This window comes from Streptomyces sp. NPDC001933, assembly GCF_042890955.1.
Classification (GTDB): domain Bacteria; phylum Actinomycetota; class Actinomycetes; order Streptomycetales; family Streptomycetaceae; genus Streptomyces.
Window position 1 is genome coordinate 87,542 of sequence record NZ_JBIASS010000002.1, and the last position, 13,532, is coordinate 101,073.

Below are 13,532 nucleotides of genomic sequence, written 5' to 3' on the forward strand. Positions count from 1 at the left end.
CGACGAGCCGCCGGGTCGACGGGTCGAGGCCCTCCGCGGCCCCAGGATTGATCTCGGAGCCGGACGGCACAGGTCCTCCCGGTCTCCCCGCCCCGGGACCGCCCGGGCCCCGGACCCGAGCGACGACCGCAAGGAACAGTCACCATGAAGAAGATCTCGAAGCGGACCCGCGTCCTGGCCACCGGCGTCGCCCTCGCCGCGCTCGGTGCCGGTGCCTTCGGCGCGGTCTCGGCGAACGCCGCGTCGGCTGCCGCCCCGGCCGCCGCGGTCGCCAAGGCCGATGTGAAGAACAAGAACACGATGCAGACGACGCACCTGACCATCAAGGCCGCCACGAAGGCCGCCGAGGCCACCCTGAAGGCCGCGGAGAAGGAGAACCAGCGCGTCTCCGTCGCCGTCGTCGACCGCAACGGCAACACCATCGTCACCCTGCGCGGCGACGGCGCCGGCCCGCAGTCCTACGAGGCCGCGCAGAAGAAGGCGTTCACCGCCGTCTCCTGGAACGCCCCCACCTCCGAGCTCGCCAAGCGCCTGACCAACGCCCCCACCCTGAAGGACATCCCCGGCACCCTCTTCCTCGCCGGTGGTGCCCCGGTCGCGGCCAAGGGCGCGCCGATCGCCGGCATCGGCGTGGCCGGCGCCCCGTCGGGCGACCTGGACGAGAAGTTCGCCCAGGCCGGCGTCGCCGAGCTCGCCAAGTAGCCATTGGCCATGCCGACGCCTCTGAGAGGTACGGCCGCCCTGACCCCGGCGGTGCGCGGAACCCCCCGTACCGTGCACCGCCGGTCGCCCCTCTCCTCCGCCCGCGTCCGCGCGGCCCTGAGGGCGGGGATCGGGATCGCGGTGCGTACGACAATGACGACGACCCTGTCCGCTCTGCGCACCCGCACTCCCTGGAGCTCGAGGAGCACCGCGATGAACGACCTCGACCGCGATCTGCTGCACGCCGCCGAGGCGGGTGACGCCGACGCCGTGCGGACCGCGCTCGCCGCGGGCGCCGCGGTGGAGACCCGCGACGCGCATCTGCGCACCCCCCTGCTGCTGGCCGCGCTCGCCGATCACGTGGCCGTCGCCGAGGCGCTGGTCGCCGCCGGCGCCGACCCGAACGCCCAGGACGACCGCCTCGACAGCCCCTGGCTGGTCACCGGCGTCACCGGCAGCGTCGCCATGATGCGCGCCCTGCTCCCGGCGGGCCCCGACCTGAAGGTGACGAACCGCTTCGGCGGCACCTCCCTCATCCCCGCGAGCGAGCGCGGCCACGTCGACTATGTCCGGGCCGTGCTCCGCGAGACCGACATCGACATCGACCACGTCAACCGGCTCGGCTGGACCGCTCTGCTGGAGGCCGTCATCCTCGGCGACGGCGGACCCGAGCACCAGGAGATCGTCGAGCTGCTGATCACCGCCGGTGCCACGGCGTACCTGCCGGACGGCGAGGGCGTCACCGCCCTCGAACACGCCGAGCGGCACGGCTTCACCGAGATCGCCGGTCTGCTGCGGGCCGTACGGTAGGCGGCTGCTGCGGGTGCGCCCTTCACATGGCGCGAGCGGGCCGGCCGGGTCATGAGGACCCGGCCGGCCCGCTCGTCGTCGGCGCCCGCGGGCGCCGCGCCGGGATCAGCCGGCGGTGAGGACCCGCCAGTCGCGTGCGCCGATGTCGGCGGGCGTCCCGTCGAGGATCCTGGCGGTGCGCGTCGCGGGTTCGAGGGTGATGGTCGCGAGGCTGGCCCAGCGCCGGCCGAGCGGCAGGTCCGGGTCGGGCAGGCAGGTCACCGGGGGCTCGCCCGCCCCGGTGACGAGGAAGTCCGCGAGCTCGTCGACCGTGGTCGGCGGCTGCCTGCGGGCGAGGCGGTCGCGGACGAAGTCGTAGCGCTCGCCCGAATCGGGCTGGTAGAGCCAGGTCTTCTCGCCGGTGGCCGGCGTCGGCGTCAGGAAGTGGTTCGTACGCAGCAGGGTGCCGTTCTCGGGGCGCATCTCGAAGATGCCGACGGGGCTCATGTCGAGCAGCACGGCGTCGGTCTCGTCGAACAGCGCGAACGATCCGGACGAGGCGAGCGGTGCGCTGCGGATGATCTCGACGGCCTCGGCGACGCTCCCCGCCTCTTCGAGGACGATCGCCGCGAGGACATGGACGGGGATGCCGCCGATGCCGTCGTCGACGTGGCCGAGGATGTTGAAGTGCAGGGCGAGACCGGCGCTGTTGACGCCCATCTTGCCGAGGATGCCGTTCTCGGTGAGGCCGACGACGTCATGGGTGCCGCCGCGCGACTCCAGCGTGTGCCACATGCCGTTGAGCTCGACGTGCCAGTCCCACGTCTGGACGCCGAACGTCCGCACGGCACCGTCGTCACCGGGGCTGCGGCGCACGATCGTGGTGCACTCCCCCGGCGGCACGGCGACGCTGCGGGCCAGGATCTCGGTGCGGGCGTTGAGCGCGGCAACGCGCCACTCCTCGGCACCGGCCCCCTTGGCGATGCCCGTGATCTCGGCGTGGGCCGCGGGCCGGAAGCGCCCGATCACTTCGAGGGCGCGCTCGGCGTCCTCCCGTATCCGGGCGGTGGTGATGCCGCCGAGCGCGAAGAGCCGGTCGTACACCTCGATCGCGGCGGGGATGCCGTCGTGGAGCTGCTCGCCCCGGGCGACGCCGCGCTCGTACGGGTCGGTGCCCGCTGCCTTGATGTGGGATCGGTTCTCGGGACGGGGGATGGACATGGCGGTCACTGGTTTCCTTCTGTGCTGTTCGGGTGGAGCTGCACCGCTCCACCGACGACCGTCGCGAGGACGGGGTTGCCGGGCTGTGCGTCGGGGGCGAGGCCGAGCGGGTTCGCGGCGAAGACGGTGAGGTCGGCGAGGTGGCCCGGCGCGATCCGGCCGAGTTCGTGCGAGGCTCCGGCGGCGTGGGCGGCCGCTGCCGTCATGCCGGTGTAGGCCTCGCGGGCGGAGATCGCCTGGCCGGGCTGGACGGGTGCGGTGTCCGGCTCCTCGACCGGGCGTCGCAGCTGGCAGTCGGCGAGACCGATGCGCGGGTCACCGGGGCCGATCGGCCAGTCGGAGCCGAGTGCCACGACGGCGCCGTGGTCCAGCAGGTCGCGGGTGCGCCAGCCGTGGGCGACGCGGTCGGGTCCGATCCGCCGCGACCAGTTGTCCGTGGCGTCGGCACGCGTGTGCCGGGTGCCGTGCACGGGCTGGAGGCTCGCCACGACGTCGAGCTCGGCGAACCGTCCGAGGAGGTCGTCGGGGACGGACTCGATGTGCTCGATGCGGTGGGGGGCGCGGCCGGCCGGGCCGACCTCCTCGATGACATCGAGCGCGAACCGCACGGCCTGGTCACCGATGGCGTGGGTCGCGGTCGGGATGCCGCGTTCGGTGAAGAACCGCATGGCGGCCCGGTAGGCGTCGAGGTCGCGCCAGAGCGGCTCACGGTTCTCGCCGTGGGTGTCCGGCCGCTCGAACCACGCCGTGCCGTTGTCCGCCGTGCCGTCGAGCATGAACTTCGCGCCCTCGACGTGCCAGCGCCGCCCGCGCAGGCCCTGCTGGCCGGCGATGTCGTGCCACACCTCGGGGGCCGAGTCGGCCGGCACCAGTGGGGAGCAGCGGATGCGCAGCGGCAGCTCGCCGTCCTCCTCGATGTGCCGGTACACGGCTTCGGACGGGTCGGTGAAGTCGAGCGCGTGCAGCCCGGTCAGCCCGCTGCGCGCGAGGCTGTCGAGCTGGTCGAGCACGTACCCGGCGGCGGTGTCCACCGGCACCTCGGGGTAGTGGGCGAACACCAGGTCCATCGCCTGGAGCTCGACCACGTATCCGGTCGGGCGGCCGTCCGGTCCGACCTCGACCGACGAGGCGTCGGTGAACGTCTCGCGGCCGGTGAGCCCGATGACTTCGACCGCCCGGGGGCTCACCACGAGCGCGTGCGCGTCCCGTGTCATCAGCGAGATCGGCCGCCCGGGGAGCCGGTCCGCGAACACGGTGCCGGTGGGATCACCGTCGAAGACGTTGACGTCGAGGTCGAAGCCGGTGATCCATCCGTCCGCCAGCCGCCCCTGAGCGGCGTCGGCCAGGCAGCTGAACACCTGGTCGAGCGTCGAGGCGCCGGAGAGGTCCACGCCGCTGCCGATCTCGATCGAACCCCACACCGGATGGGCGTGGACGTCGGTGAGGCCCGGCAGGATCGTGGCGCCCGGGAACGCGTGGACGACCGTGCCGGGGCCGCGCACCGGTTCGAGGTCCGCGGCGGTGCCGACCGCGACGATGCGGCCGTCGCGGATCGCGATCGCGTTCGCGGTCGCGGTCGCGGTCGCGGTCGCGGTCGCGGTCGCGGTCGCGGTCGCGGTCGCGGTCGCGGTCGCGGTGGCCTGCGGGTCGGGAGACTCCTCTGCGAGTGTCTCTACGTGGTCGGCCGTCACGATGACATCGGCGTACACGGGTTTCCTTCCGGTGGTGCTGTGCGTGGGGCGGGGCGGCGGGGACCGTCAGGGGCGGGGAACGGTCCGCAGGATGCGGGCGGTGGACCAGTAGACGGCGGCGGCGACAACCATGCCGGCCGGGATCGACAGGTCGACATCGCCCATGACCCGTGCGAGCGGGGCGGTCCAGAAGGTGGTGTTCACCCACATCAGGGAGGCGACGCCGCCGCTGACGAGCGCGAGGATGCCGGACCAGTGGACACCGCGGTGGTACCAGAACGGCCCGCCACGTTCCTCTCCGATCAGGTCCGCCCCGTTGTAGCGGTTGCGCCGCATGACGAGGTCGGTCACGGCCACCGCCATGGCCGGGCCGGTCACGACGACCACGAGCTGGAGCATGGTGTTGACGCTGGTCAGGAAGTCCCAGACGAGGATCGCGTAAAGCGTCATGGCCGTACCGAGGATGCCGATGGTCAGGACGGCGGGGATACGTGCGAGGCGGACGCCGACCGACTGGATGGACAGGCTGGCGCTGTAGGCCGTCATGCCGTTGTTCGCCATGGTGTTGACGACCACCGCGATGACGAAGACGGGGACGAACCAGCCCGGCAGAATGCCCTCCAGCGCGGCCTGCGGGTCGGTCATGTCGAGCGTGGTGGCGGCGAGGGCGCCGACCGTGGTGAACAGGACGCTGGGCACGTACGCGCCCAGCGCCGTCCAGCCGGCGACGGCGAACGGGCTGCTGTCGCGCGGCAGGTAGCGGGCCAGGTCGGGGCTGTTGCTGTACGAGAGCGGCGTGGAGGCGATGATGGCGAAGCCGATGCCGATCGTGGCGACCAGCGCACCGCCCTTGAGGGGCTCCGCCGGGGCGTAGGACCAGTCGGTCTCGGCGAGCACGTATCCCGTGACCACGATGAACACGACGGTCAGCAGGACGCTGAGCGCGGTGTAGAGGCGGACGATCGTCGCGTATCCGTAGATGGCGATCAGCAGCGTCGCCGCGGCGATGAGGACTATGACGGTCGCGTGGACGGCCGCGTTGTCCGGCAGACCCATCCGGGCGGCCAGTCCGATGCCCGCGACCGAGGCGGCCGACCAGTTGAGGGCGAGATAGGCCGCGGCGATGAGCCAGCCGGTCAGGACGAGCACGAATTTGTTGCCGATGACGCCGTGGAACGCGCGTGAGATGACCGACCCACTGGTGCCGGCGGCCGGACCGCCGGCCGCGATGACGCCCGTACAGATCCACAGCAGGTTCCCGGCCAGGATGATGCCGATGGCCTGCGGGAGCGTGAGCCCCATCAGGATCAGCGTGCCGCCGACGACGAGGCTCAGATAGCTGACGTTCGGCGCTGCCCAGACGGCGAAGAGCTGTCGTGGGCGACCGCCGCGCTCGTCGGCGGGGATCAGGTCGATCCCGCGGGTCTCCAGCTGCCCCGAGCGCTCGGAGCCTTGCCCTTCGAGGGCTCCTGCGGCGGTGGTGGGTTGTGTCGTCATCGAGGCCTCTCGGATGTCCAGGCGACGCTGCCTTTATTGGGCACATGGCCAACAACTTATTGGTCACCGATCCAATAGCCTCTGGTCCATGACGTCAAGACTTCGGCCGAAGCAATCCAGGAAACTGCCCGGGCAGCGCCGCGCGGAGATCCTGCGGACCGCCGCCCGCATCGGACTGGAGGAGGGACTGGAGCGGGTCACGCTGCGCCGCGTCGCCGAGACCCTGGGCGTCCGCCCCGGCCTGATCGGCCACTACTTCCCGGTCGCGGACCATCTCTTGGGCGAGGCGTTCGCCTTCGCCGCCACGTCGGAACGCGGGTCGCTCCTGCCGTCGGACGAGGAGGATCTGCCACCGGTGGACCGGCTGGCGCGCTTCCTCGTGCGCCTGACGGACGGCGACTACCGGGACCTGAGCCGCCTGTGGCTCAACGCGCGGCACCTCAGCAGGTTCAAGGAAGTGCTGCGCGAGGCGGTGAGCGCGCAGGAGTCACAGACGCGCGACGAGCTGATCGCCCTGGTCGGCATGGGCGTCCGGGCCGGAGAGTTCACGACCGACGACACGGTCAGGGCGGCCCTGCACATCCTCATCACCGTCGACGGGCTGGGGGCGTACGCAAACGACGACGCGCCGCAGGACGGCCCGGACTACGGCGACGTGGCCATCGAGACGGCCGAGGCCCGGCTCGGCCTGGCGCCGGGGACGCTGCGCGCCCGCGCACGACCGGCCGGGACGGCCGCCGCCGGGTGACGCGGCCCAGGGCCTGCGCTCAGGGGGTCGCCGCGGAGACCACGTACACGACGGGGTTCATCGGGTCGGTCATGTTCACCATGATGTCCTGGGTGGGGCGCGGGTCCTTGTTGGTGTGCCTGGTGCCCGCCCATTCGGTCCCGGGGTCGAACTTCCAGCCCGAGACCTTCTGGTCGCGTTCGCCGATGGTCACCTTGCCGGGCTCCAGGTCGGAGCGCCCGCTGCCCATCCGGCCGAGGAAGCGGTCGAGCCCGGCGGACGTGGTGCGGAACTCCACGTACAGCCGGCTGGCCTTCCAGTTGTTGGTCTCGTAGTACTGCACGTCCAGGGAGTTGCCGGGCATCGGCAGCTCGAAGATCCGGCGCTGCATCCGGGACGGCCAGCCCTCCCGGAGCCCCTGCGCGGAGGCCTCGGCCTCCTTGTTCTGGCCGGCGCGGCGGCTCTGCCCGGCCGAGATCAGCAGATAGCCGGCCGGGATGCCGATGAGCAGCACGATGATGGTCGCCGTGATCAGCCTGCGGCGGATCATCCGGCGCCGGTCCTGCGGCGGCCGGCCGTCGTCGGGCGGCGTGGACTGACGCGGCAGGACGGGGTGCTCGGCTGCGGTCATGTGTCTGGGCATCCCTAGGAGGTGCGGGTGTTGCGGGTATTACGGATGGTGCTCGCGGCCTGGTCGTAGATCTGGGCGTACCGCTCGTACCGCTCGACCCGGCGGCGGTTGGTACGGCGGAATCTGCGGGCCACCAGCCGGGCGAGGTCGGCCGCGCCGACCATACCTGCCTCCGGGCCGAGCTGGGCCTTGGCGATCCGGGCCTCGGGCCGGTAGCCGCGGCCGGTGAGATGGCGTTTGAAGGCGTCCCTGGCGGGGCCGATGAGCAGGTCGTCGGCGGCGCTGACACCGCCCCCGATCACGAAGCAGGAGGGGTCGAGCGCGGCGGCCAGGTTGGCGATGCCGACGCCGAGCCACTGGCCGATGTCCTGGAGCAGCTCGACGCACATCGCGTCGCCCTCGCGGGCGAGTTCGGTGATGAGGGGCCCGGTGATGTCGGGGATGTTGCCCTTGACCCGCTCGATGATCTGGTGCGCCACCGGGGAGTCCGCGGCGGCCAGCTCCTTGGCCTCGCGGACCAGGGCATTGCCCGAGCTGTACTGCTCCCAGCAGCCGCGGTTCCCGCAGGGGCAGCGGTGCCCGCCGGGCACCACCTGCATGTGGCCGAACTCACCGGCGACGCCGTACTTGCCGCGCTTGACCTGACCGTCCTCCAGGATCGCGCCGCCGATGCCGGTGCCGAGCGTGATCATGACGAGGTGGTCCTCGCCGCGCCCCGCGCCGAAGCGCCACTCCGCCCAGGCGGCGGTGTTGGCGTCGTTGTCGACCATGACGGGGACGACGAGACGGGAGGCGAGGGCGTCGCGCAGCGGTTCGTCGCGCCAGGCGAGGTGCGGGGCGAAGAGCACCTTGGAGCGGTCCGCGTCGACCCAGCCGGCCGCGCCGATCCCGACGGCGTGCACGTCGTGCCGGTCGGAGAGGTCCAGGACCAGCTCGACGATGGTGTCCTCGACGACCTTGGGACTCTTGGACTTGTCCGGCGTCTCGGTGCGCAGCTGCTCCAGGATGTTGCCGTCGGCGTCGACGACGCCCGCCATCACCTTCGTACCGCCGATGTCGATGCCGACGGTGGGTACCCGCGGGGCCGTGAGGTGCGAGCGCCGCTCCCGGGTGCCCACGGTCCGCAGGACGGTGGCGCGGGCGGAGCCGCGGTGCGTGAAGTCGCGGTACGTGCTCATCGTCCCTGCGGGGTCTGGGGGAGCCGGGGGCGGTGCTCCCGGCGGCGGACTGCGCCCGTCGGCCTCGATTCTGCCACTGCCGGGGCACCGGGGCTGGCGGACCGGTGAGCAGGGGGCCGCTGCCGGCCGGGGGCTACTCGTGCTTGCCGCGAGCCGGGTGGCCGCCGAGATGGGTCGGTGCGGGGGCCCGTTCCAGCTCGTGGCTGAGCTCCTCCAGCTCACTGCCGCCCGCCATCTGGCGGGTCAGCTCGTCCAGAGTGATGGACTCCTTGGTGTGGCTGCCGGACATGGCGCCCCGCTTCAGCAGGACGAAACGGTCCCCGACGAGATACGCGTGGTGCGGGTTGTGCGTGATGAGAACCACGCCGAGACCGGCGTCGCGGGCGGCCGCGACGTATTTCAGCACGACCCCGGACTGCTTGACGCCGAGCGCGGCGGTGGGCTCGTCCAGGACGAGGACCTTGGCGCCGAAGTAGACGGCCCGCGCGATGGCGACGCACTGGCGCTCACCGCCGGACAGGGTGCCGATCGGCTGGTCCACGTCGCGCAGGTCGATCCCCATGCGCAGCAGCTCGGAGCGGGTCGTCTCGCGCATCAGCCGCACGTCGAGGCGCTTGAAGGGGCCGGCGCCGGTGGTCGGTTCGGAGCCGAGGAAGAAGTTGCGCCAGACCGGCATCAGGGGGACGACGGCCAGGTCCTGGTAGACCGTGGCGATGCCGCGGTCCAGGGCGTCGCGCGGGTTGGCGAGGGTGGTCTCCTCGCCCTCGATGAGGAAGGACCCGGCATCGTGCCGGTGCAGCCCCGCGATGATCTTGATCAGGGTGGACTTGCCGGCGCCGTTGTCGCCGAGCACACAGGAGATCTCGCCCGCGTGGACCTCCAGCGAGACGTCCGTCAGGGCCTTGATGTTGCCGTAGAACTTGCTGACGTGGTCCAGCTCGACGAGCGCCCGGTGGGGCGCCTCCTGGTCGGCCGGTGCCTTGGGGGCCGTCATTTCGTCGCCTCCGCGCGCTTGCGTACCCATGCGTTGAGCAGGGTGGCCAGGAGCAGCATGGCTCCGAGGAAGAACTTGAACCAGTCCGGGTTCCACTCCGCGTACACGATGCCCTTGCTGGTCATGCCGAAGATGAAGGCGCCGACCGCGGAGCCGATCGCGGAGCCGTAGCCGCCGGTGATCAGACAGCCGCCGATGACGGCCGCGATGATGTAGATCAGCTCGTTGCCGACGCCCTCGCCGGACTGCACCACGTCGAAGGAGAACAGCAGGTGCTGGCCGGAGACCCAGGCCGCGAAGGCGACCCCGAGGTAGAGGCCGATCTTGGTACGGATCACCGGGACGCCGACCGCGCGGGCCGCGTCGGCCTCGCCGCCGACCGCGAAGATCCAGTTGCCGAAGCGGGTACGGAGCAGGATCCAGGTGGCGATCGCGACGAGTACCGCCCACCACAGGATGGTGACCTTGAACTCGACGCCACCGATGGTCCACTGCGAGGCGAAGACCTTGCGGGCCGAGTCGAAGCCCTCCATGTCACCGATGGACTTGGTGGACACGGTCCCGCTGATCAGCTTGGTGAAGCCCAGATTGAGGCCGGTCAGCATCAGGAACGTACCGAGCGTGATGATGAAGCTCGGCAGCTTGGTGCGGGTCAGCATGAAGCCGTTGAACGCCCCGATGGCCAGGGTGACCAGCAGCGACACGAAGACGCCGACCCACACGTTGGCCGTCATCTGGTAGCTGAACATCGACGAGATCAGCGCGGAGCTGGTGACCAGCACACCGGCGGAGAGGTCGAACTCGCCGCCGATCATCAGCAGCGCCACCGGCGCGGCCATGATCCCGATCGTCGAGGCCGCGTACAGCACGGTGCCCAGGCTGGAGGCGCGCAGGAAGCTGTCGGCGACGATCGAGAAGAAGATGAAGACGGCCGCGGCACCGACCACCGAGCCGAGCTCGGGGCGGCCGAGCAGCCTGCGCAGCGGTGAGGTGCGCAGCAGCCGCTCGTCGGCCCCGGCCGGGGCGGACGGTCCGGCGGTCGTGCTCATCGGGTCCCCCGCTTCGTGTACTGGGCGAGTTCGGCGGCGTCCTTGGCGGTGATGATCTGCGGTCCGGTGAGGACCGGTCGTCCGCCGCCGAGGACGTTGCCGTTGTAGCGGTAGAGCCAGAGCAGGTCGACCGCCTCGTACCCCTGGAGGTAGGGCTGCTGGTCGACGGCGAAGCCGAGGGTCTTGTCCTGAAGGGCCGTGGCGACCTTGGCGTTCAGGTCGAAGGTGTCGATCTCGGCCTTGCTGCCCGCGGTCCTCTTCGCCTTGACGGCGGCGTCCGCGAACGGCGCGCCGAGGGTGACGACCGCGTCGATGTCCTTGTCGGCCTGGAGCTTCGCCTCGATGGACGCCTGGACGTCGGGCATGTTGGTGCCCTCGACGTAGAGGTTCTGCAGCTGCCCGTCGAAGGTCTTCTTCGCTCCGGCGCAGCGCTGCTCGTGGCCGACGTTGCCCTGCTCGTGCAGGATGCAGAGCGCCTTCTTGCGGCCCCGCGCGTTGAGCTCCTCGCCGACCGCCTCGCCCGCGATGGACTCGTCCTGGCCGATGTGGGTGAGTGCGCCGAACCGCTTGGACTCCGCGGAGCCCGAGTTCACCGTGATCACCGGGATTCCGGCCTTGACGGCCTTGGTCACCACGTCCTTCATCGCGTCGGGCTTGGCGAGGGTGACGATCAGCCCGTCGACCTTCTGGTCGATGGCGGCCTGCACCAGCTGGGCCTGCTGCTGCGCCTCGTCGTTGTGCGAGTACAGGAACTTGATGTTGTCCTTGACGGCCGCCTGCTCGGCGCCCCGCTGGACGATGTCCCAGAAGGTGTCGCCGTCGCCCGAGTGGGTCACCATCGCGAAGGTCCAGCGGGGTGTGTCCACCGCGGCCCGGCCCTCGGCGGCGGCCCGGGCCGCGCGCTCCTCCGCCCGCTTGCCACCGGTGCTGCTGCATCCCACGAGGGAAGCCCCGAGCACCGCCGCAAGCACGGCGCCCATCGCACGTACCCCTGTCCGAACCCTTGCCACGACGCCGTGCCCTTCTAGTGCTGCTCGCTGTGCTGCTTGGAGTGGCCGGCGATGGCGCACACCCGGCCCGGCTGGCCAAGTATCCCCGAGCGGCCGACGGCACCGCCCGGCAGGGGCGGGACGCGTGTGTCGGCGCCCGGTGGGCGCCGCGGCGCGCGGAAGGTTCACCGGGTGCCGCGCGCGGTGTACTTCTCCAGCTGCGGCACGTCCTTCGCGGTGACGATCGCCGGACCGGTGAGCACCGGCTTCCCGCCGCCGACGACGTTGCCGTTGGTCCGGTTCAGCCAGAGTTCGTCGACGGCGAGGTAGCCCTGGAGGTAGGGCTGCTGGTCGACGGCGAAGCCGATCTCGTCGGCCTTCAGCCGTTTGACGACCTCGGCGTTCAGATCGAAGGTGTCGATCTCGGCCGTGCTGCCGGAGCCGTCCTTTGCCTTGACGGAGGCTGCGGCGAAGGGGGCGCCGAGGGTGACGACCGCGTCGATGTCCTTGTCGGCCTGGAGCTTCGCCTCGATCGAGGAGGTGGCGGCCGGCATGTTGGTGCCTTCGACGTTCAGGTTCTCGACCTTGCCGCCGAAGGTCTTGCGCACCCCGGCGCAGCGCTCCTCCAGCGACACGTTGCCCTGCTCGTGGATGACGCAGAGCGCCTTCTTGCGGCCCCGTGCGTCGAGCTCGTCGCCGACGGCCTCGCCCGCGACCTTCTCGTCCTGCCCGATGTGCCCGAGCGCGCCGATCTCCTTCGAGAACTGCGCGCCCGAGTTGATGGTCACGACGGGTATGCCGGCCTTCACGGCCTTGGCGACCACGTCCTTGACGGCTTCCGGTTTGGCGAGGGTGACGATCAGCCCGTCGACCTTCTGGTCGATGGCGGCCTGGACGAGCTGGGCCTGTTCCTTGCCTTCCTTGTTCGCCGAGTAGAGGAATTCGGCGTTGTCCTTGGCCGCCGCCTGTTTCGCGCCGCTCTGCACGATGTCCCAGAAGGTGTCGCCCTCCCCCGAGTGCGTGACCATCGCGATCTTCATCCGGGGCGTGCCGGCGGCCGCGCCGCCGCTCGTGCCCGCGGGCTTCTCCTCGGCGCTCCGGCCGCCGGAGCCGCTGCAGCCGGAGACGGCGATGCCGATCCCGAGGGCCGCGACGGTGATCAGGGTTGCTGCCTTGCGAGAGGTACGCATGGTGGGTCCGCCTTCTCTCCCGGCCGCCCGATTGCGGCTGGAGGAGTTCTAGCGGTGGGCGTACGGGACGTCAACGGGGCAGGGGTCGGCCGTCGTCACCGTACGAGCAGCTGGAAGTCGAAGGTGTAGCGGGACGCCCGGTAGATGTGGGAGCCGAACTCGACCGCCCGTCCGGTGTCGTCGAAGGTGACGCGCTCCATCGTCAGCAGGGCGGCCCCCTCGGCCTCGGCGAGCCCGGCCGCCTCCTCGGCGGTGGCGAGCCGGGCGCCGACGGTCTGGCGGGCGCTGTGCAGGGTGATGCCGGCGCCGCGCATCAGCCGGTACAGACCGGTGGCCTCCAGCCGCGCGGTGTCCAGCTCGACGATCCCGGGCGGCAGGTGGTTGCGCAGGAGCGCCAGCGGCTCGCCGTGCGCGTACCGCAGCCGCTCGACGAGGTGTACGTCGCTGCCCTCGGCGACCGCCAGGGCTTCGGCCACCGCCGGGTCGGCGGGTTCGACGGTGTTGCGCAGGACGCGGGTCGTGGGGTGCCCGCCCGCGGCCTCCAGGTCGTCGTAGAGGCTGCTCAGTTCGAGCGGGCGCCTGACCCTGCTGTGCACGACCTGGGTGCCGACGCCGCGACGGCGCACCATCAGCCCCTTGTCGACCAGCGACTGGATGGCCTGGCGGACCGTGGGCCGGGACAGGCCGAGCCGTGCCGCCAGCTCGATCTCGTTGCCGAGGAGGCTGCCGGGGGCGAGCCTGCCCTGCTCGATGGCGGCCTCCAGCTGCTGGGCGAGCTGGAAGTAGAGCGGGATCGGGCTGGAACGGTCCACGCCGAGTTCGAGCGCGGCCGGGTCGGTGGTGGGTTTGGGCACACGCGTGAGGGTATCCCCCA

13 protein-coding genes are annotated in these 13,532 nt (G+C 71.4%); 3 read left to right on the plus strand and 10 right to left on the minus strand.

Annotation, left to right across the window (positions count from 1 at the left end; all coding sequences use genetic code 11):
- Window positions 1-144: 144 nt before the first annotated feature.
- Window positions 145-702 (plus strand): heme-binding protein, encoded by a 558-nt coding sequence (locus ACFYY7_RS05275; protein ID WP_388657296.1) that lies wholly within the window; start codon window positions 145-147, stop codon window positions 700-702.
- 213 nt (window positions 703-915) lie between these two features.
- Complete coding sequence (locus ACFYY7_RS05280) at window positions 916-1,512, plus strand: ankyrin repeat domain-containing protein (RefSeq protein ID WP_388657299.1); 597 nt, start codon at window positions 916-918, stop codon at window positions 1,510-1,512.
- A gap of 105 nt (window positions 1,513-1,617) precedes the next feature.
- Here ACFYY7_RS05280 and ACFYY7_RS05285 read toward each other — a convergent pair whose 3' ends face one another.
- Genes ACFYY7_RS05285 through ACFYY7_RS05295 form a run of 3 tightly spaced genes read right to left on the minus strand, consistent with a single transcriptional unit; the run spans window position 1,618 to window position 5,900 of the window.
- Window positions 1,618-2,712 carry a C45 family autoproteolytic acyltransferase/hydolase gene (locus ACFYY7_RS05285; protein WP_388657302.1) on the minus strand — a complete coding sequence of 365 codons (1,095 nt, stop codon included), beginning with the start codon at window positions 2,710-2,712 and terminating at the stop codon, window positions 1,618-1,620.
- 5 nt (window positions 2,713-2,717) lie between these two features.
- Window positions 2,718-4,421: an amidohydrolase gene (locus ACFYY7_RS05290; protein ID WP_388657306.1), complete on the minus strand. Its 1,704-nt coding sequence runs from the start codon at window positions 4,419-4,421 to the stop codon at window positions 2,718-2,720.
- A 48-nt stretch (window positions 4,422-4,469) separates the two neighbouring features.
- Window positions 4,470-5,900, minus strand: a complete 1,431-nt coding sequence (locus ACFYY7_RS05295; protein ID WP_388657309.1) for a purine-cytosine permease family protein — start codon at window positions 5,898-5,900, stop codon at window positions 4,470-4,472.
- An 88-nt stretch (window positions 5,901-5,988) separates the two neighbouring features.
- Here ACFYY7_RS05295 and ACFYY7_RS05300 point away from each other — a divergent pair, with 88 nt between their 5' ends.
- Window positions 5,989-6,648 carry a TetR/AcrR family transcriptional regulator gene (locus tag ACFYY7_RS05300; protein WP_388657312.1) on the plus strand — a complete coding sequence of 220 codons (660 nt, stop codon included), beginning with the start codon at window positions 5,989-5,991 and terminating at the stop codon, window positions 6,646-6,648.
- A 19-nt stretch (window positions 6,649-6,667) separates the two neighbouring features.
- On the opposite strand, the gene ACFYY7_RS05305 is transcribed toward ACFYY7_RS05300, so the two are convergent.
- The 7 genes from ACFYY7_RS05305 to ACFYY7_RS05335 form a co-directional block, all read right to left on the minus strand.
- The gene (locus ACFYY7_RS05305; protein ID WP_388657314.1) at window positions 6,668-7,258 is read right to left on the minus strand and encodes a hypothetical protein; all 591 of its coding nucleotides are present in this window, start codon (window positions 7,256-7,258) and stop codon (window positions 6,668-6,670) included.
- Between the two features lie 14 nt (window positions 7,259-7,272).
- Window positions 7,273-8,436 carry an ROK family glucokinase gene (locus ACFYY7_RS05310; protein WP_351252811.1) on the minus strand — a complete coding sequence of 388 codons (1,164 nt, stop codon included), beginning with the start codon at window positions 8,434-8,436 and terminating at the stop codon, window positions 7,273-7,275.
- Between the two features lie 133 nt (window positions 8,437-8,569).
- A complete protein-coding gene (locus tag ACFYY7_RS05315; RefSeq protein WP_388657317.1) occupies window positions 8,570-9,430 on the minus strand; it encodes an ATP-binding cassette domain-containing protein in 861 nt (286 codons plus the stop codon).
- Window positions 9,427-10,479: an ABC transporter permease gene (locus tag ACFYY7_RS05320; protein WP_351252809.1), complete on the minus strand. Its 1,053-nt coding sequence runs from the start codon at window positions 10,477-10,479 to the stop codon at window positions 9,427-9,429. Before ACFYY7_RS05320 ends, ACFYY7_RS05315 begins: the two co-directional genes overlap by 4 nt.
- Window positions 10,476-11,459, minus strand: a complete 984-nt coding sequence (locus tag ACFYY7_RS05325) for a sugar ABC transporter substrate-binding protein (protein WP_266728630.1) — start codon at window positions 11,457-11,459, stop codon at window positions 10,476-10,478. Before ACFYY7_RS05325 ends, ACFYY7_RS05320 begins: the two co-directional genes overlap by 4 nt.
- A gap of 194 nt (window positions 11,460-11,653) precedes the next feature.
- Entirely contained in the window at window positions 11,654-12,658 is a 1,005-nt protein-coding gene (locus tag ACFYY7_RS05330) for a sugar ABC transporter substrate-binding protein (RefSeq protein ID WP_388657320.1), read from the minus strand.
- A 95-nt stretch (window positions 12,659-12,753) separates the two neighbouring features.
- Complete coding sequence (locus ACFYY7_RS05335) at window positions 12,754-13,512, minus strand: GntR family transcriptional regulator (protein WP_388657322.1); 759 nt, start codon at window positions 13,510-13,512, stop codon at window positions 12,754-12,756.
- Window positions 13,513-13,532 lie beyond the last annotated feature (20 nt).

What these genes read in the sequence shown, in the direction of transcription:
- ACFYY7_RS05295 (WP_388657309.1), bottom strand. Translation starts at nt 5,900, where the DNA reads ATGACGACACAACCCACCACCGCCGCAGGAGCCCTCGAAGGGCAAGGC.
- ACFYY7_RS05285 (WP_388657302.1), bottom strand. Translation starts at nt 2,712, where the DNA reads ATGTCCATCCCCCGTCCCGAGAACCGATCCCACATCAAGGCAGCGGGC.
- ACFYY7_RS05315 (WP_388657317.1), bottom strand. Translation starts at nt 9,430, where the DNA reads ATGACGGCCCCCAAGGCACCGGCCGACCAGGAGGCGCCCCACCGGGCG.
- ACFYY7_RS05280 (WP_388657299.1), top strand. Translation starts at nt 916, where the DNA reads ATGAACGACCTCGACCGCGATCTGCTGCACGCCGCCGAGGCGGGTGAC.
- ACFYY7_RS05275 (WP_388657296.1), top strand. Translation starts at nt 145, where the DNA reads ATGAAGAAGATCTCGAAGCGGACCCGCGTCCTGGCCACCGGCGTCGCC.
- ACFYY7_RS05320 (WP_351252809.1), bottom strand. Translation starts at nt 10,479, where the DNA reads ATGAGCACGACCGCCGGACCGTCCGCCCCGGCCGGGGCCGACGAGCGG.
- ACFYY7_RS05325 (WP_266728630.1), bottom strand. Translation starts at nt 11,459, where the DNA reads ATGGGCGCCGTGCTTGCGGCGGTGCTCGGGGCTTCCCTCGTGGGATGC.
- ACFYY7_RS05305 (WP_388657314.1), bottom strand. Translation starts at nt 7,258, where the DNA reads ATGACCGCAGCCGAGCACCCCGTCCTGCCGCGTCAGTCCACGCCGCCC.
- ACFYY7_RS05300 (WP_388657312.1), top strand. Translation starts at nt 5,989, where the DNA reads ATGACGTCAAGACTTCGGCCGAAGCAATCCAGGAAACTGCCCGGGCAG.
- ACFYY7_RS05330 (WP_388657320.1), bottom strand. Translation starts at nt 12,658, where the DNA reads ATGCGTACCTCTCGCAAGGCAGCAACCCTGATCACCGTCGCGGCCCTC.
- ACFYY7_RS05310 (WP_351252811.1), bottom strand. Translation starts at nt 8,436, where the DNA reads ATGAGCACGTACCGCGACTTCACGCACCGCGGCTCCGCCCGCGCCACC.